15 protein-coding genes and 2 pseudogenes are annotated in these 18,442 nt (G+C 62.8%); 8 read left to right on the top strand and 9 right to left on the bottom strand.

Annotation, left to right across the window (positions count from 1 at the left end):
* The first annotated feature begins 38 nt into the window (after positions 1–38).
* The 6 genes from M1E16_RS12770 (at position 39) to M1E16_RS12745 (ending at position 5,195) form a co-directional block, all read left to right on the top strand.
* On the top strand, positions 39–1,337 hold the full coding sequence (locus M1E16_RS12770) for an NAD(P)/FAD-dependent oxidoreductase (RefSeq protein WP_458130141.1): 1,299 nt from the start codon (positions 39–41) through the stop codon (positions 1,335–1,337).
* Positions 1,338–1,504: 167 nt separating this feature from the next.
* Positions 1,505–1,870, top strand: coding sequence for a cupin domain-containing protein (locus M1E16_RS12765; protein WP_305494777.1), 366 nt, complete (start codon positions 1,505–1,507; stop codon positions 1,868–1,870).
* Positions 1,871–1,921: 51 nt separating this feature from the next.
* A complete protein-coding gene (locus tag M1E16_RS12760) occupies positions 1,922–2,578 on the top strand; it encodes a response regulator transcription factor (protein WP_458130140.1) in 657 nt (218 codons plus the stop codon).
* A 242-nt stretch (positions 2,579–2,820) separates the two neighbouring features.
* The gene (locus tag M1E16_RS12755) at positions 2,821–3,642 is read left to right on the top strand and encodes a molybdenum cofactor biosynthesis F family protein (RefSeq protein ID WP_458130139.1); all 822 of its coding nucleotides are present in this window, start codon (positions 2,821–2,823) and stop codon (positions 3,640–3,642) included.
* Positions 3,635–4,435, top strand: coding sequence for an SDR family NAD(P)-dependent oxidoreductase (locus tag M1E16_RS12750; RefSeq protein ID WP_458130138.1), 801 nt, complete (start codon positions 3,635–3,637; stop codon positions 4,433–4,435). The genes M1E16_RS12755 and M1E16_RS12750 overlap by 8 nt, the downstream gene beginning before the upstream one ends.
* Positions 4,428–5,195 (top strand): SDR family oxidoreductase, encoded by a 768-nt coding sequence (locus tag M1E16_RS12745; RefSeq protein WP_458130137.1) that lies wholly within the window; start codon positions 4,428–4,430, stop codon positions 5,193–5,195. The genes M1E16_RS12750 and M1E16_RS12745 overlap by 8 nt, the downstream gene beginning before the upstream one ends.
* A gap of 821 nt (positions 5,196–6,016) precedes the next feature.
* On the opposite strand, the gene feaR is transcribed toward M1E16_RS12745, so the two are convergent.
* The 3 genes from feaR to M1E16_RS12730 all read right to left on the bottom strand — a co-directional run bounded on the left by feaR (position 6,017) and on the right by M1E16_RS12730 (position 9,165).
* Positions 6,017–6,979 carry a transcriptional regulator FeaR gene (gene feaR, locus M1E16_RS12740; protein ID WP_458130136.1) on the bottom strand — a complete coding sequence of 321 codons (963 nt, stop codon included), beginning with the start codon at positions 6,977–6,979 and terminating at the stop codon, positions 6,017–6,019.
* Positions 6,980–7,100: 121 nt separating this feature from the next.
* Entirely contained in the window at positions 7,101–7,721 is a 621-nt protein-coding gene (locus tag M1E16_RS12735) for a DUF3156 family protein (protein WP_458130135.1), read from the bottom strand.
* Complete coding sequence (locus tag M1E16_RS12730) at positions 7,666–9,165, bottom strand: APC family permease (RefSeq protein WP_434568574.1); 1,500 nt, start codon at positions 9,163–9,165, stop codon at positions 7,666–7,668. The genes M1E16_RS12735 and M1E16_RS12730 overlap by 56 nt, the downstream gene beginning before the upstream one ends.
* Before the next feature lie 292 nt (positions 9,166–9,457).
* Here M1E16_RS12730 and M1E16_RS12725 point away from each other — a divergent pair, with 292 nt between their 5' ends.
* Positions 9,458–10,786, top strand: coding sequence for an alginate export family protein (locus tag M1E16_RS12725; RefSeq protein WP_458130134.1), 1,329 nt, complete (start codon positions 9,458–9,460; stop codon positions 10,784–10,786).
* A 15-nt stretch (positions 10,787–10,801) separates the two neighbouring features.
* Here the strand turns inward: M1E16_RS12725 and M1E16_RS12720 are convergent.
* A pseudogene (locus M1E16_RS12720) lies at positions 10,802–11,071 on the bottom strand (methyl-accepting chemotaxis protein); the annotation flags it as partial.
* A 27-nt stretch (positions 11,072–11,098) separates the two neighbouring features.
* Positions 11,099–11,341 (bottom strand): annotated as a pseudogene (locus M1E16_RS12715) (PAS domain-containing protein); the annotation flags it as partial.
* A gap of 625 nt (positions 11,342–11,966) precedes the next feature.
* Between M1E16_RS12715 and M1E16_RS12710 the strand changes: the two are divergent.
* Positions 11,967–13,454, top strand: a complete 1,488-nt coding sequence (locus M1E16_RS12710; protein WP_458130133.1) for an aldehyde dehydrogenase family protein — start codon at positions 11,967–11,969, stop codon at positions 13,452–13,454.
* Between the two features lie 196 nt (positions 13,455–13,650).
* Here M1E16_RS12710 and M1E16_RS12705 read toward each other — a convergent pair whose 3' ends face one another.
* From M1E16_RS12705 to M1E16_RS12690, 4 genes are all read right to left on the bottom strand, one after another.
* A complete protein-coding gene (locus M1E16_RS12705) occupies positions 13,651–15,108 on the bottom strand; it encodes an amidase (RefSeq protein ID WP_458130132.1) in 1,458 nt (485 codons plus the stop codon).
* Between the two features lie 17 nt (positions 15,109–15,125).
* A complete protein-coding gene (locus M1E16_RS12700) occupies positions 15,126–16,376 on the bottom strand; it encodes an MFS transporter (protein WP_458130131.1) in 1,251 nt (416 codons plus the stop codon).
* Positions 16,377–16,385: 9 nt separating this feature from the next.
* A complete protein-coding gene (locus M1E16_RS12695; protein WP_434697830.1) occupies positions 16,386–17,318 on the bottom strand; it encodes a SphA family protein in 933 nt (310 codons plus the stop codon).
* 71 nt (positions 17,319–17,389) lie between these two features.
* On the bottom strand, positions 17,390–18,361 hold the full coding sequence (locus tag M1E16_RS12690; protein WP_434604814.1) for a helix-turn-helix domain-containing protein: 972 nt from the start codon (positions 18,359–18,361) through the stop codon (positions 17,390–17,392).
* Positions 18,362–18,442: the final 81 nt, after the last annotated feature.

Here is an 18,442-nt window from a genome sequence, read left to right as displayed (position 1 = left end):
TGCAAGCGGAGCTTTCCTTCACTTTGTCAGGTTGCGTCATGATCAATATCGAAACGCCCACCTATTACACGGCCACCAAGAAGTACAACCTCAGTTTTGCGACCCTGGAACAGGACGTGGAAGCCGACGTTGTGGTCATCGGTGGCGGTTTCTCCGGCATCAACACCGCGTTGGAGCTGGCGGAGAAAGGCATTACCAACATCGTGGTGCTGGAGGCGCGTTACCTGGGCTTCGGCGGCACCGGACGCAACGGCGGCCAGATCATGGCCGGCATTGGTCATGACCTGGAAAAAATCAAGAAGGACGTCGGTGAAGAGGGTCTGCGCCAGGTCTTCGAAATCAGCGACCTGGGCGCCGACATCATCAAGGACCGCATCGCCAAGTACGATATCGATGCGGACTTCTGCCATGGCTATGGCTACATGGGTTTCAACGCCCGCCAGGAAAAGACCCTGCGGGCCTGGGAAAAAGATTTCAAGTCGATCAACAGCAAGCACGAGATCCGCTTTCTCGGCGGCTCCGACGTCCAGCAGATCATTGGGTCCAACGCGTACGGCAGCGCATTGCTGCACATGGGCGGTGGGCATGTGCACTCGCTGAACCTGCTGTTGGGCGAAGCCAAGGCACTCGTCGGCCACGGCGTGCGGATCTTCGAGAACAGCCCGGCGCTGGAGGTCAGTTATGGCGAACGCATCACCGTGCGCACCGGCCGTGGCTCGGTCACGGCCAGCAAGCTGTTGTGGGCCTGCGACAGCTTCCTGAACAAGCTGGAACCGGAGCTGCATCGCTCGACCATCAACACCTACGCGTTCCAGATGATGACCGAGCCGCTGTCGGATGAGCTGATCCAGCGCATCAGCCCGATTCGCGGCGCCTACAGCGACATCCGGCCGGTGATCGACTACTACCGCGTCACCAACGAGAACCGCCTGCTGTTCGGCGCGGCAACTCCGTTAGTCGAGCATATCCCGCAGGATCTGAAGGCGTGGAACCGGCGCCTGATGCTGAAGATTTTCCCTTACCTGAAGGATGTGAAGATCGACCTGGCCTGGGGCGGCCCCATGGCGTGCAGTCCGAACCTGTTCCCCCAGGTCGGCACCCTGCCCGGTCGCAGCAATGCGTTTTTCGTCCAGGGCTACTCGGGTTTTGGCGTCACGCCGAGCCACATCATCTGCAAGGTGCTGGCCGAAGGCATGAGCGAAGGCTCGGCGCGCTACGACCTGGTCAGCTCGATCAACCGTCCGACCATCATCGGCAAGGACGCGATCCGTCCGCTATTGCTGACCGCCGGCAAGTCCTGGCATCAGTTGTCGGGTTACTGGAATGGTCGTCGTTGACAACACCCTGATACAGCCACTGTGGGAGCGAGCCTGCTCGCGAAGACGGTACGCCAGTCGACATGGAGGTTGTCTGACTCAACGCTTTCGCGAGCAGGCTCGCTCCCACAGAGGGCACGCTTGACCCGGATTGAACATACACCCCGACTTTTATCAGGAGATATCCCATGCCGCTTACCACCCTCGAAAAAAACATCCAACTGTCCGACCTGGACGCCTGGGGCACCGTTGCCGACCTCGGTTCGCAGATTCTCGAAGGCGAAGTCAAAGCCTTCGGCAAGATGACCTTCGGTGCGCCCACCGACCCGGTCAGCAGCGCCTACTTCGGCACCACACAAGGCAAGTTCCGCATGGTCTATCCGTTCGCCGAACAGGCGACCGTGGTCACTGGCGAAGTGGTCCTCACCGACGAAGCCACCGGCCAGAGCACCCGCTACAAGGCCGGCGACAGCTGGTTCGTGACCAAGGGCACGCCCGTCCTGTGGGAAGTGGTCAGCGAAAGTTTCGTGAAACACTACTTCGCGGTAGCCTGACCGATTCCGGCTGCCGGCCCCCGTCGGCAGCCTCCTGGCGGAGTCTGGAAAATGAATGTCATCGCTGTACAAGACATCGCAAGTCATTGCCTGAACGCCTTCACGCAACTCATTCCCGCCAGCCGGGCGGCGTTCTATCGCGTAGACCGGCATTTGCAGGCCTACGACTTCAGCTTGCACGGCATGAGTGGCGAGATGCACCAGGACTATCTCGACCATTACTGCGCGTTCGATCCGCTGCGCCCGCGAAACTGTCTCTCCAGTCCGAGCGTCGTCCCGCTGAGCCTGGCCATGGCCCGCCAACCGGTCCGCGACAATCATTGCTACCAGCGTTTCCTGCAGCGCTATGGCGTGGTGGATGTCGTGGAAGTGTTCGTCCATCGCGCCGGCCAGCCGCAAGCGGCGATTTCAATGCTGCGCACCGCCGAACAAGGCGCGTTCACCGGCCAGCAATTGAGCCAGCTCAGCGCGCTGCAAACGTTGCTGCACCTGGCGGTGGCCCAGTTGCCCTGCGCGGACGACAGTCTCAGCCAGCTAACGCCCAAGGAGCGGCAGATTGCGCTGTTGCTGCGCGAGGGCGCCAGTAACAAACAACTGGCCCGAGCACTCGACATCGGCCTGCCGACGGTCAAGACCCACCTGATCAACCTGTTCCGCAAGACCGGCGTGAGCAATCGTACCGAGCTGGTCAGCAGCCTTTTCCTGTAACACCGAGCCTGTGGCACCGCCCCGTGGCGAGGGAGCTTGCTCCCGCTGGGCTGCGCAGCGGCCCCAGAAAAGGCGACTCGGTCTATCTGAAAAATCGCGATAACCGATTTCAGGACCGCTACGCGGCCCAGCGGGAGCAAGCTCCCTCGCCACAAGAGCTTTGCTCAACCCTTTGGTTGATAGGCCGACGCTCTGCCAGGCGCCATGATCCGAGTGGCACATTCAACCACCGGAGCCCTGCAATGAGTACTTCTTCAGACTGGATCACCGTCGGCGCCCTGGCCGATGGCTTTGCCCCCGAAGCCTTCATCCTGCCGAACCTCGCCGACCTGGACGGCAAGACCTTTACCCTGCACTTTGCCAATGGCTGGCAGATCGAACATCGCTTCGAACAGGACGCGCTGAGCTGGGCAGCAGCCGACGGACATTCCACCGGCACCGCGCCGTATCGAGCCACTTCGGTGCGTCCGGGCTTGTACCTCGTCGACTTCATCAAACGCGAAGGTGGCCAGACGTGGTCGGTGAGCCTGGTGCTCGATACCGTCAGCGCCGCGTTCACCGCCGTGATCGGGCGCATGCCCGCCGAGGCGCAAACCCTCGAAGGCCTCTACAGCCGCGCATTGGCCGGCAAACCGTTGACCTCGGTGGAAGTCGAGTTCCTCCACGGCACGCTGGATCGTCCATGGCAACCGGGCCTCTGCCCTCACGCACCGACGAGCGAACTGGTGGGGCTGCGCAATCTGTATCGCTACAGCCCGAGTGAAGTCTACGAACACATCTACCTCAACCAGCGGTTTTATTCCTGGCAGTGCCTCAAGGGCGTTGAACAAGGCCTGTGCGACACCGACCGCTGCGACACCTACAAGATTGCCGATCAGCTGTACCTGTTCGTCTGGCGGGAGAAAATCATCCCGACCCTGGGCCTGGTGCTGATCGACCTGCAGCAGCACCGTAGCGACGGCAAGATTTTCGGTTACGCCGGCGCATCCTTCGACGAGTTATCGAACTTCCCGGTCAGCTCCTATTGCCAGGTACTCAACCAGACGGAGTACCCCGATGCCTGAGCCAAGCACTGTGGTGATCACGGGTGCCGGCACCGGCATCGGTGCCGCTTGCGCCCGCCTGTACGCCGCCGAGGGCGCCAACCTGGTGCTGATCGGCCGGCGCCGCGAGCCGCTGGAGCAACTGTTAGAGGAAATCGGCGGCCTGGTGCTGGTGGGCGACGCGGCGTGCCCGGCGACGTGGGACGGCTTCGTCGCACAGATACGCCAACGCTTCGGCCGACTTGACGTGCTGCTGGCTTGCGCCGGCGGGCTGGGCCAGGGCAGCGCCACCGACACCAGCCCGTCGGCGTGGGAAGCGGCGCTACGCAGCAACCTGGACAGCGCCTTTTACAGCGCTCGTGCCTGCCTGCCGCTGCTGATGGAGAGCGCCGGCAATATCGTTTTCGTCGCCTCCATCGCCTCCCTGGCAGCCGGACCGCAGGTCTGCGGCTACACCACCGCCAAACATGCGCTGCTCGGCCTCAATCGCTCGCTGGCGCGGGACTACGGACCACGTGGTGTGCGCGTCAACGCGGTTTGCCCTGGTTGGGTACGCACGCCGATGGCCGATGAAGAGATGCAGGCCTTGATGCAGTTCCACGGTGAGAATCTGCAACAGGCCTATGCCCGGGTCTGCGCCGATGTGCCATTGGGCAGGCCCGCCAGCGCCGAGGAAATCGCCCGGGTTTGTCGTTTCCTGGCCTCGCCGGATGCTTCGATCATCACCGGCGCGACGCTGGTGGCCGACGGCGGATCCAGCATCGTCGATGTGCCGACGCTAGCCTTCAGCCGAATGGAGCAAGCAAATGCCTGATGACCTGGATTTCTCCGGCAAGACGGTGCTGGTAACCGGCGGCGCGCAAGGCATCGGCCGGGCCATCGTCGAAGGGTTTGCCTGGCGTGGGGCGCGAGTGGTCATTGCCGACCTGGATCTGGCGGGGGCCGAGGCTGTATCCAGCGACCTGCGCGCCAGCGGTTACCCGGTGGATGCCATGGGCGTCGACCTGGCCGACGCCACGGCCATTACGCAAATGATCGCCGAGCTGGGACAACGCACCGGCAGGCTGGATGTGCTGGTGCACAACGCCGGCTATTTCCCCCTGACGCCCTTCGCCGAAATCACGCCAGCGGTGCTGGAGCGAACGCTGGCGGTGAATCTGTCAGCGTTGTTCTGGCTGACCCAGGCCGCGCTGCCGATGTTCCGTCGCCAGGGTCAGGGCTGCGTGCTGGTGACCTCTTCGGTGACCGGCCCGCGCGTAGCCTACCCGGGCCTCAGCCACTATGCGGCGTCCAAGGCCGGGGTCAACGGCTTCATCCGCAATGCGGCGTTGGAGCTGGCGGCGGAGAACATCCGCGTCAATGGCGTCGAGCCGGGGATGATCGCAACACCAGCTATGGCCAACCTGGGGGACGCCCAAGTCAACCACGACATCGCCCGCCGAGTACCGCTGGGGCGACTCGGCAAACCGTCGGACATCGCCGGAGCCATGCTGTTCCTGGCCTCGGACCTGGCCGCCTACGTCACCGGCCAGACCCTGATCGTCGATGGCGGCTCGACGTTGCCTGAGGTTTGAGCCCTGTTCGCGATAGCGGTGGGTCAGCTGGCATCGTTGCTGAATTAACCACCGCCTTCGCGAGCAGGCTCGCTCCCACGCTGTTTTGTGCTGATCACCTGATCCGGAGTCAACCCGGTCACCTGTGGGAGCGAGCCTGCTCGCGAAGGGGTCGGCACATCCAGCATCTTCATCGACTGTGGCACCGCCATCGCGAGCAAGCTCGCTCCCACACTGTTTCGTGTCGATCACCAGATCCGGAGTCAACCCGGTCACCTGTGGGAACGAGCCTGCTCGCGAAGGGGTCGGCACATCCAGCATCTTCATCGACTGTGACACCGCCTTCGCGAGCAGGCTCGCTCCCACACTGTTTTGTGCTGATCACCAGATCCGGAGTCAACCCGGTCACCTGTGGGAGCGAGCTTGCTCGCGAAGGGGTCGGCACATCCAGCATCTTCATCGACTGTGACACCGCCTTCGCGAGCAGGCTCGCTCCCACACTGTTTTGTGCTGATCACCTGATCCGGAGTCAACCCGGTCATCTGTGGGAGCGAGCCTGCTCGCGAAGGGGTCGGCACATCCAGCATCTTCATCGACTGTGACACCGCCTTCGCGAGCAGGCTCGCTCCCACACTGTTTTGTGCTGATCACCAGATCCGGAGTCAACCCGGTCATCTGTGGGAGTGAGCCTGCTCGCGAAGGGGTCGGCACATCCAGCATCTTCATCGACTGTGGCACCGCCATCGCGAGCAGGCTCGCTCCCACATTGTTTTTTGCTGATCACCAGATCCGGAGTCAACCCGGTCACCTGTGGGAGCGAGCTTGCTCGCGATGGCGGTGGGTCAGGCCACCCCTTGCGCCTGCTGCAACTGGCTGGAGCGGAACGCCTTGGGCGACTGTTCGAATTGTTTCTTGAACGAACGGCTGAAGTGCGCCGAATCGGTGAAGCCCCATTTGTAGGCAATCGAGGTGATCGACTCATCCCGCAAGAAAGGATTGGCCAAGTCATCGGCGCTGCGCTTGAGGCGGGCGCGCTGGATGTAGCGGCACACGCTGTCATCCTGCTCTTCGAACAAGCGGTACAGGTGTCGCACCGAGATGTTCAAGCGGTTGGCCAGGCCGACCGGGCTGAGACCGGGTTGGGTCAGGCATTCATCAATGACTTTCTGTACGTAGCTGCGCAGATGACTGCCTTGCAACCCGACGCTGTCGCCGCACAGGTCGGTTTCATGCTCCAGCGCCGATCCCAACAGCGAGACAAAGGCGTTTTGCAGGGCTTCGCCCTCCCCGGCGCTGCTTTCGCCCTCCGGGGTGTCCTTGCAGAGCTGGTCCACCAATACATGCAGCATTCTTCCGCAAGCCTTGCTTGAAGAAATCTTGCCGAAGGTCTTGCTGTCGCCGCCCAGTCGCCTGGCGACGTCCCGCCGAGATAACGACAACACGGCATGCTCGATCAGGCCGAACGGGCTGATTTCAAGGGAGCCCACCGAATCCATCAGCAACAGCTCGCCGGGGGCCAGCTGGATACTCGTGCCATTTTGGGTGATACGCGAATAACCGCTGCGCTGGCTGACCAGGAAACAGTCCTGATCATCATCGTGATCCGGTTTGCATAGCTGGCGCCTGATGGAACTGGCATTGGTGCGCAGGTTGGCGAGTGAGAGGCCGCCGCGCTGAAAAGTCGACACTTCGCCAATGAACAACGCGCGATTGAAGGCCAGCTCCGTCTCGAAATGGCCGCATGTCGCGCGCAGGTCCCGATTCCAGGTGTCCAGCCCGCCTTGCCCAGCCTGTTGCATGCTCATGGCGCTCTCCACAATGGCTTATTGTTTTTGTGCGGCAATAGTTAACATGTTATCTAAATGCACGCAACAAGTACCTGATCGCCAGAGCAGTAGCAGGAATGATGCCAGGCAAAACGAAAACTCAGAACGTCAAGAGTACCCTCCGCAGCCCACCCAGCGTTGCGAACAAGGCATCGCGCTGCAACGGGCTCAGCGCGATGTAGCGGCGGAACGCGGGCATCCGGTTGACCACCTCGCTGCCGCCCACATGCGCCAGTCGCACAGACCATTGCCGGCCTTGCAGCTCGATGTCCAGGCGCTTGAAGTCCAGCGGCATCAGGGCGGCGTAAAGCGCACGATCACCTTCGATGGCCGTCCGCAGCCGGACCGACAACGCGTCACCTCCCTTCAACTGGCGGCAACGAATGCCGCTGCGCCGAATGGCTCCGCCATGGTGCAATTGCAGGCGCGCATTGCCCTCTCTCGACGCAGGCACGTGCAACACGAACTCGGTTGTTACCACATGCATCAACAACTGCGACTCGGTGCGTTCGACGATCTCCAGTTGAAGGCCGCCATCGTCGGTGACCACCGTCGCCGCCCCCGCCATCGACACCTCAAACCGCGCCAGTGCAAGGTTGCGTCGCAAGTGCTCCAGCGTTACCCCAGGTCGATAACCGGCCGGGGCGCGACGGGCACTGAACAGCTCAGACAGCTTTTGCAGCAGGCTCGATAAACTCGCCGACAGGTTGCCCTGGCTCATGGGAAAACTCCTTGGCCAGCACGTCTTCGACGGTCGCCGGCTTGAATGGATTGACCTTCTGCACCACCAGGGTCCAGAACAGGGCGTAGGCCGCGGTACCGCCAAGCATCACGGCGAAGGGCACATAAATGTCCGCCGGATTCATGCCTGGCGGCGTGATGAACCACATGCCCAGGACGATGCCGACGCTGGACAGGATCTGTGGCAGCGGGAAAAACGGCGAGCGGTAGGCCCGGGGCAAATCGGGACGGCGGACGCGCAGGCTGATCACCGAAATCGTCACCAGCAGATAGGCAAAACTCCAGGCGCACACCGCCGCCAGTACCAGATGCATGATGTTATCGGTGTTACCGCCGAGCCACAGCGCGTGTAGGCAAGGGATCAGCATCGCCACCAGGATGCACAGCAACGGCGTTTTGAAACGGGGATGCAGGTAGGTGAAGACCTTGGGCAGTGCGCCGTCCACTGCCATGCCATAAAGGATGCGCGGTACGCCGGCCATCAGCGTATTGATGGTCGCGGCGCCGGCAAACAGGAAGCCGATCCCCAGCCACATCGGCCCGATGTCGCCCATCACCTGCTCGGCGAAGCGCGGAATCGCCATGGGCGTGTCCAGCAGGTGCACGCCGCTGGTGGCATCGAGCAGCACGTTTTCCACCTGGCGCTTCATCGCCGCGCCATAGATGAACATGCAGGCCGCGACGCTGAACAGGCCCAGCATCATTGCCCTCGGCATGGTCCTGGCCGACTGGCGCAGGTCCGGCGCCAGTGGCGTGACAAATTCGCATCCGACGAACATGAACATTGCCATGCCCACCAGCGACAGCACCGTGACCAGGTCGGTCCCGACCACGGACGCGCCGAACCAGCCCTCGAGTTCTACCGCCGGCGCGGCGATCAGCCCCAACACGCCGAACACCATCAGGGTCGTCCACATGCCGAAGGTCAGGATGATTTCGGCCCGGCCGAAAGCACTGACGCCGAACGCATTGAGTACGCCAAACACCACCACGAAACCCACGCCCAGCAACCAGGAACCACCGGCCGATTCGACCAGGGTATTGAGGTGTTCGAAGTTCACCAGGGCCATGACCCCGGCCAGGATGGTTTCCGCCGTTCCGGCAAACACATGGACAATCAGGTACGCCGACAAAGTGCCGGTAATCGCGAAGAAGCGCCCCATGCCGCAGTTGATGTAATCGTAGACCGAGCCGGTGGTCGGCAAGATCGATGCGGCTTCGGCGAACGTCGTTGCCTGGGCCAGCATCATCACCACCGCGATCAGCATCGCCATGGCGAAGGCGCTGCCACCGATGCCGAACCCCATGGTGGCGGTCAGGATGACCGGGCTGGCCATGATCAGGCCAATGGTGCTGGCCAACGCAGTGGGAAAACCCACCGTACCCCGGTTCAGATGCTCGGTGAGCCTGTCATTGATCGACATGGTGCGGATCCTCGAAAAACGGACTTTTAGTATGGGTGCTACCGCCGTCCGGGCACTGGCGTTCAAGCCTTCCCCAGCCAGTCCCTGATTAAAACGGCGTTGCGTGCAGGATCACTGTGCGCCGCCCTCGCCCCGAGCGTCTTGCCCATGCCTGCCGCCGGTCTTGTAGCTGCCTGCCACTGCCACAGCCATGGCGGCCAGGATCAATACCTTGGCAGGCTGGTGAAAGACTTCGCAGCCCAGGCTCTCCCTAATGCGCGCTCCGCTGTCCTATCGCACTGGGGAAAACACCATGGAGCACACTCGTCAATCACGCCTGCCACGCCAGGCCATCGGCCTGGGCATCGCCTTGCTGGCGGCAGGCTCATCGGCCCAGCCCATTGAGCTTTATGCCGACGATGACACCACCGTCAGCGGCAACTTCCTCGCGGTCTACGGCCTGTTCAACAGCCGCAAGAACTACGACGGCAGCGCCGGCGGTTCGAGCTGGCGCGAAGGTTTCATCAAGTATGGCCTGAGTATCGAGCAGACACTCGACGGCCGCGGGAACCTCTACGGGACCGCCAACCTGGTCAGCTCCGGCACCTGGGGCGATGGCGATGCGGCGGGCCTGAGCGACGGTTCCGAACGCACCACGAAATTCGACGAGGCCTTCGCCGGTTGGCGCTCCGGCGATCTGTTCCCGCTGTTGGGCAAGGATGGCGTCGACCTGTCCTTCGGTCGCCAGGTGATTACCCTTGGCGACGGTTTCATCATCAACGACGACGGCCTGAACGTCGGCAAGGGCGTGGCCGATGGCGAACTCAATCGCGGCGGCGCCTATTACCTCGCCGCCCGGCACGCCTTCGACAAGACCGCCGTGCTGCGCCTGGGCGGCAAGGACGGCGTGCATGGGAGCCTGTTGTGGTTCAAGTCCGACAATCGCGCCCAGGCTAACACCGAGATGGCCGCCGGCACCCTGGAATACACCGCAGCACCCGGCACCCTCGGGCTGACCTACATCCATGGCATCGACGTGGATGAGCACTACGCCAGTGACTTCCAGAAACAACGCGACGGCATGGACATCTACAGCCTTCGCGGTGCGGGCGATGCCGGTATCGAAAATGCGCACTTCTCTTTCGAATACGCCTGGCAAGACAAGGACGCCGGTCCTCAGAAAGCCTGGTACACCGAAGCCGGTTATACCTTCGCCGAGCTGCCCTGGAGCCCCGACCTGACCTATCGCTACAGCCGTTATTCGAAAAACTGGGACTCGATGTTCACCGGCACGAACCGAGGTTATGGCACCTGGTTCCAAGGCGAAGTGGCGGGCAACTACGCCGGCCCGTTCAACAGCAACACGGCCATCCAGCACGTCGGCCTCAAGCTCAAGCCAACCGAGACCGTGACGATCGGCGCATTGTTTTTCGACTACAAGACCTTGCACACCGCTCAAGCGCTGAACCTCGACGGTCGTGAGCTGGACCTGTACGTCGAATGGGCAGCCAATGAGCACCTGATCATCACGCCGCTGCTGGGCCTGTACAAGCCAGAGAAAGACGCCAGCAACGGAGGCAACCAGGTGGGCGGCAACGGCACCAATGTGTACAGCCAGTTAGTGGTGGCGGTTCCGTTCTGAGCGTCAGCCCTTGTGCTGATGCAACATGGTCTGGATCTGGTGCGTGGCCTGGCGGGTACTTTCCGCCAGCTTGCGCACCTCGTCGGCCACCACCGAAAAGCCGCGCCCGACCTGGCCCGCCCTGGCCGCTTCAATCGCCGCGTTCAACGCCAGCAGGTTGGTCTGGTCAGCAATGCCCTTGATCACGCCCACCACCGTGGCGATCTGCGCGTAAGTGACCTGGTTCTGCTCCAGCATGCGCTGGTGGGTAGACTGGGCCGAACGCTCATCACTGATGTCCCGCACCGCGCCCAGCACCCGGACCAGCCGCCCCTGCCCGTCGCGCACGGCGCGGCCGCGCTCGCGGCACCAGATATAATCGCGACTCTTGTGTCGCATCCGATATTCGAAGACGTATTCGCCACTGCCTTGGCCACCAAGAATCTCCCGATCAAAGGTCGCCATGATCTTTGGCAGGTCATCGGGATGGGTGATGCCGACCTGGGCGTCCCAGCCGTCCGGCAACTCGTCCGGCCCGTACCCCAGCAATGAGCGGAACTGACTGGAAAAGCGCATGCTGCTGGCCGGGTGCTGCAAATCGCCGTTGACCACGGTGATGTCCCAGCAGCCTTCGGTCAGGGTCGATTGCAGCAGCTCCCAGATCTGCGCCTCCTGAAAGTGCTGTCGGGATTGCCGCTCAAGCTGCTCAAGCCGGGCCTGAAGCCCTTGCTCACGCTCTCCTGCCTGAGCCAGTTGTTGGCGAGCCAACGCATACGCCTGGTCGATTTGCCGGTGTCTTGATGCCTGCTCGTTCAGTTCGCTCTCGGCCTGGCGTAAACGTTCAGCCGCATCCGCTGTTTGCCGGGCGTGTTGTTCAAGACTGGCCCGCAGTTGCGGATAGGCCACGAGCGCAGGCGCGTCATCGGCTTCGCCAGCCAGTACCCGCCGCACCTGCTCGATCAACGCCAATTTCTGCTTGCCGGTCTGGAGAAACATTTTCTGCCCCTGTGCCATTGATGAAGCGCTGATCTGACCGCAAACGGGCGGTGCAGGCTTGCATCTGGCTGCACAGGTTTTGCTTGTGCCTGCCAACCGCAAAAATGGCAGCCACAGACATGCGACGCGGCAGGCACGGTCAAGCCTGCCCGGCCCCCTGGGGTTAGTCTCGGGGCTTTCCCTTGCCTGCGAACAGGAACTTCCCATGAGCGATATTGCCCTGCTGCCTGAGGTCCAAGCCTTCCTTGGCCGACACCACGCGCTGTTCATCGACGGTGCTTATGTCGAAAGCCAGAGCCGACAGACGCTGGACGTGATCAACCCGGCCACGGGCCAGGTCATCGCCCAGGTCTGTGACGCCGGTCCTGGCGATATCGATGCGGCGGTCGAGTCGTCCCGGCGCGGTTTCAAGCAATGGTCCCAGGCCGCCCCGGCGATCCGCGGGCATGTATTGCTGAAACTGGCGGACCTGATGGAGCAACACCGCGAGGAGCTGGCACAGATCGAAACCTGCCAATCCGGCAAGATCATCCATATCTCCCGAGCCTTCGAAGTCGACCAGGCTGCGCACTTCTTGCGTTACTACGCCGGCTGGGCGACCAAGATCAGCGGCCAGACCATCACCCCGTCGCTGCCCTCCTTCGCCGGCGAACGCTACACGGCGTTCACCCTGCGCGAACCGGTGGGCGTGGTGGTCGGCATCGTGCCGTGGAATTTTTCGACGATGATCGCCATCTGGAAACTCGCCTCGGCGTTGGTGACCGGTTGCAGCATTATCATCAAGCCCAGCGAGTTCACTCCGCTGACTATCCTGCGCATCGCTGAACTGGCCATGGAAGCGGGCCTGCCGGCAGGCGCGTTGAACGTGGTGACGGGTAGCGGTCTGGTGGGCAAGGGCTTGATCGAGCATCCAGGCACCAACAAGGTGTCGTTCACCGGCTCGGTGTCTACCGGCATCGCCGTGGGCCAGGCGGCGATGGGCGCCGGACTGACCAGGGCGACACTGGAACTGGGTGGCAAGAACGCGGCGGGATTCCTGCCAGATGTGGACCCCGAGGTGGCGGTCAATGGCATCATCGAGGCAGGTTTCCTGCACTCCGGGCAGATTTGCGCGGCGGCCGAGCGGTTCTTTGTCCACCGCTCGCAGATCGAACCGATCATGCGCAAGCTCGCCGAACGCCTGAGCCAGCTCAGCATCGGCTCGCCGCTGGATGAAGCCACGCAATTCGGTCCGGTGACCAACCGTCAGCATCAGCAGAAACTCGGCGAGTATTTCGCCAGGGCGCGGGCACAGAACAACAGGATTGTTCACGGCGGCAAGCTGATCGACAGGCCTGGCTGCTATGTCGAGCCGACCATCATCCTCGCCAATCATCGAGATGATGCGCTGCTCAATGAAGAAACCTTCGGCCCGATCGCTACCTTCCTGCCCTACGACACCGAGGAGGAACTGCTCGACCTGATGAACGACTCGCCCTACGGGCTGAGCGCCAGCCTTTGGACCAACGACCTGGGCAAGGCCCTGCGCATGGTGCCCGCCATTGAAGCCGGCACCGTCTGGGTGAACATGCACACCCTGCTCGACCCTGCCGTGCCATTCGGCGGGAGCAAGTCTTCGGGTATCGGCAGGGAGTTCGGCAGCGCGTTCATCGATGACTACACCGAGCTGAAGTCGGTGATGATTCGGTATTGAGCTCCGGTTGCATTGATTCCCAATGCTCGCTGCTCACAAAGCCCCTGTGGGAGCGAGCCTGCTCGCGATAGCGGACGTTCAGTCAAAGACGATGTTGAAACTGACAACGCCTTCGCGAGCAGGCTCGCTCCCACACAGGTTCCGCTGCGCCGCCACCATCCCCGCCCAGCTCCCACATGAGGTGTGGGGGCAGTTTTCATCTGCGGTGAGCATTGACCGGCGGTACACGCCCGCGCCATGGCTGGGCGCGTTCCAGTTGGGCGGCCAGGGCCAGCAAGTTGCTTTCTTCGCCGAACCGCCCGGCAAAATGCGCGCCCAGCGGCAGGCCGTTTGCGCTCCAGGACAACGGTACCGACATCGCCGGCTGGCCGCTGGCATTGAACAGCGCCGTGAACGGCGAGTAGCTGTGGAATCGCTCGATGAGCGCCTCAAGGCTCATGCAGACGTCCTCGACGTTGAGCTCGCCAATCATCACCGGTTCGCGGGTCAGGACCGGAGAAAGGATCACGTCGTAATCCTGCATGAACACCGCCAACTGGCGGCCCAGCGCATGAATCCATTCCACCGCGCCGACGTACTGGGCGCCGCTGACATTGCCTTTGTCCCGCAGGATGATCCGGGTGCGCACTTCCAGTTCCTCCGCCTGCACCGCAGACCCACGCATCTGGCCCAGCAGGTCGACATAACGGCGCGTGCTTGCGCCAATGATGGTGAAAACCTGATCATAAAAATCAGGCAGCACCACCGGCAGTTTCACCGGTTCGACGCGGTGGCCCAAGGCTTCACACAACCTGGCGGCCTCGTTCACCGCCTGCACGCTTTGCTGGGAGGTGGCCCAGGGGCCGAGCTGTTCTACCAAGGCAATACGCAACGGCTTCGGATCACGCAGCAGCGCCGTCACATAAGGCTGGACCTGGACCGGCGCGGCATACGGCGCTCCCAAGTCGATTCCGGCGGTGGCGTCCAGCAGCGCGGCGCTGTCACGCACCGACAAGGTGATGACGTGGGGCGTGCCCATTCCTGCCCAGCCCTCGCCCATTATCGGACCTGACGGCATGAGGCCGCGGCTGGGCTTGAAGCCGAACACCCCACAGCAGGACGCCGGCACCCGCAACGAACCGCCACCATCGTTGCCATGGGCGAACGGCACCACCCGGGCCGCCACCAGCGCCGCCGCGCCACCGCTGGAGCCGCCCGCGCTGCGCTCGGTGTTCCAAGGGTTTCGCGTGGCGCCAAAACGTGTCGATTCGGTGGAGTAGGACGTGCCAAACTCAGGCGAAGTGCTGGTGCCCATCATCACGCATCCGGCCAGTCTCAGGCGTGTCACCACTTCCGATTCGAAGTCTGCGCGGCAGGCCCCCAGCGAACGGGAGCCGTTGGTCATCGCTGCCCCCTGGACCGGCGAAAACAAATCCTTGATCAAGGTTGGAACGCCCGCCAACAGTCCCTGCCGGACTTGCGGTCCACACACCGCCTCCCGCGCCGACTCGTACAGCCGTTCCGCCACGGCATTGAGCTGTGGCTCGACCTGTTCCAGACGTTCGATGCCCGCCTCCAGCAGTTCCCCGGGCTGGACCTCGCCACGCCTGACCCACTCGGCCAGTGCAACGGCGTCTTGGGTGTCCATCAATTGATGTATATCTTGCAGACTCATGGTTCAGACTCCTTGTTTCATGACGATTGACGTGATCCGGCGACGTTCGCCCGGCCGTGGCCACGCGTGCGCAAACCGACGGCCACCCATAGCAGCGCCGCCGCAAGACTGGCGAAGGCCAGCCATTGGATCGATTGACGAAGGTCCCCGGTAAATACACCCACGGCAGCCACCACCAACGGACTGATGAACTGGCCGAAATAGAGAAACGAGGTGAAGCCGCCCAGGCCCCGCCCGCGGGTGCTGGCGGTCAAGGCGTTCATCACCGGCGCCATTACGTTCGGCACCAGCAGCCCGGCACCCAGCCCCTGGACGAATACGGCCAGCAGCACCGCGTTGTAGCTTTGCGCTCGAACCAGCAGGCACAGCCCAAGCCCCATCAACGTCAGCAACAGGGCGTTGCAACCGGCGATGCCGAAGCGGCGGCGCAGCAACGGCCAGGTCAACGAGCCGACGAGCGTTGCCAACAGGCTCAACCCCGCCGCCAGGCCGATCAGGGTGCTGGAGGTCACGCCAAGGCTGACCAGCAACGTCGGCGCCTGGATCGGCATGACAATGGTCAGGACCATGCCGCACACAATCATCAGATAGCCAACCAGCAGTTGCGGCACCGCGACCTTGGTCGGTGCCGACTCATCGAGGCGCTCGGCGGTTTGGAGCTTGCTCACCGGCGGTTCCCACAAGACTTTCATCATGGCCGGCACCAACAACAACGGCAGCAGGTAAAGAAGGAACGGCGAGCGCCACGAGTGCTCTCCAAGCGCTCCACCGACGACAAAAAACAGCGCCCCCACCAGGCCTATCGTCACCACTTGGCGGTTGACGTAGCGCAAGCGTTCCTCGCCATGCCAATAGTCGGCAATCAAAGTCGCGCAGCAGGTCATCACCGCCGCCTCGGCGCAGCCAAACAGCAAGCGCGCGCCGACAATCGCCGGCAAGTTGTCGAGCAGCGCCGGCAACGCGCCGAGCAAGGCGTAGAGCAATGTCGTCGCCACCAGCAAGGCCTTGCGTCCGACCCGGTCGGCCAACCAGCCGGCCAACGGCGCGCAGAGGGCAATCGCCAGCGCGGGCCCGGTGATTGCCAGCGGCACCAACAAATCGGCGCGAGGCTCGATGGGGCCGAACTCGGCGGCCAGCCGAGGAAGAATCGGCGTGACCATTACCGAGCCCATGATGGTCAGGCTGCTGCCGAGCATCAGCACCAACCCTTCGCGCCGGCCAACTGCCTGACGCGGCGACGCCGTTGAAATGGAGTTTGATGAGTTCATGACGTCCCCCTAGAAACTGTGAGAAATGCGCAGGGCCGTGGTGTAGCCCTCGGCGCGGTTTCGCGCGTCGAATTCCTTGTAGACGTGCAGCCAGATCGGCGGCACGCCGGGCTTGAAATAACTCACCGCCGGCCCGACCGCGAGTACCCGGGCGCGATTGCCCGATTCCAGGCCCGGAGCATCGTCGTCGGTGAACTGGCGGTAGTAATAGCCGCCCACACCCAGCGTCCAGGGGCCGACATGCTGGCCGACGGCGAATTCATGGCGATACTCGACGCCGCTTTTGTAGTCGGTGGCAGGGTTGCGAGTGTTTACATCGACTTCGAAGCTGGAGGACACCTCGAAGCCGGTGTCTGAGATATAGGTCGCGTTGAGGATCGGCGAGAACGTCCAGTGGTTCAGGCCCGGCGAGATCAGCCGGTCCTCGTCGTAATCGCCGGTCGGGGTCTGGATCTGGAATTGCGCGTTGACGAACAGGTTTGGCGACAACGTCCATTGCAGGATGACGGGCAATACCTGGATGTCGGCCATGCGAAACGGATCGGCTTCGAGGTTCAGCGGACCGACCGGCGTCTGCACCCTTACCGAGGCGTCCATCTGGAAGAACGGCACTACCGCGCCATAGCCGTACTTGGCGCCGAGCACGGTGTAATCGGTCATGTGCATGTAGGCGACGCCGATCGACAGCACATCGAGGGACAGGTTGTTGTCCACCGAGCGACCATGACGGTCTTTCTGCACATTGGCCGAATAGAACGCAGTACGCAGCCCGACCGTCCCGAAGGGCGTGGCCGGCGGCATCATGCCGGCACCGAAGTCGTAGACGCCGAACGCAGTGGTCGGCGCACCGTTCTCGGTAGCGTTGGCCACGGCGCAGGCGCCGAAAAGCCCCAGGGTGAGCCACGCAAAACGCCGCAGGTTTTTCTTTTTATTCTGATTCATCGAATGCCCCATCCCAACCATGTGGTGATGGGGTCATCCTAGGGAGCCGGTCCGCCAGCCGTTATCCGTTTTCAGCACAGATGCGTGCGCCGCAGGGTTTGTGAAGGGGTTTCGCCGAACAGGGTCCGATAGTCGCTGGAGAAACGGCTCAGGTGCCAGAAGCCCCAACGTGCCGCCACCTCCTGCACGCCCCTGGCCTGGTCGCCGGCGCGCAGCTCCCGGCGCACGGCATTGAGGCGCAGCGCCCTTAAATAGGCGACCGGGTTGATGCCCAGGGTTTCCTGGAAGCAGTACTGCAATTTACGCCGACTGGCGCCAATGTGGTTGCACAGGTCGAGGATCGACAGCGGCTCGTCGACATGGGCCAGGGCATATTCCCGGGCCCGGTCGACCATGCGCTTGCGGGCCGTCGGGGTCAGCGGCGGCGCCTGGTCGGGCGCCACCAGCTCCAGCAGGTGCAGCATCACCGTATCGCGCAGGCCACGGCGGATCGACTCGAAGCCCAACAATGACTCATGCCCCTGGCCGCCCCCTTCGAGTTCGTCGAAGAGTGCCGCCAGCTCAGCGGGCAAGGTCGAATCGCCGAGACGGTAACACTTGGGAAGATCGGTAATTCGAAAGTCGCTGCCCTGGCGCTCCAGCAGGTGCTCCAAGGCCTGCTCCTTGACGGCGACGCCGAGCAGGTCCAAGTGCTGGGGTGTGCGCAGGTCCGGCAGGTTGCGGCCGTGGGCGACCATCAGGCTCGGCTCGACAATCGGGTGCCCGCAGCAGAACACCGGCCCGTCAGCGCGCAACGGTACGCTGAAGGTAATCGCGCCCTCCCACGCCATGCCGCGCTTGGTCATGGCCTGATTAGAGCGGTCGCGCACCAGTTGCATCCAATCTGCACGGAACTCGATCAACTCGCCTTCGAAGCGTCCTGGCGTCAGTTGGTCGTAGCTCACCTGCCAGCCGCCCATGTTCCGCGCGTGCTCGTCGATGTCGCCGGTGCGGAACCGATTGATCGGCCGCGTCGGCAACCCGTCCGCCATGTCGTCGTTCATTCACCCGACCTTCGCTGATTCCAGGGTTATGGATCGAAGATCAGGCAAGTTCCATTCCGTCTCCCGGGTGACTCGCTCGAT

This window comes from Pseudomonas sp. Z2-11 (genome assembly GCF_054161305.1).
The sequence above is the reverse complement of the archived record's forward strand: the minus strand, read 5'-3'. Positions and strand labels throughout refer to the sequence as shown.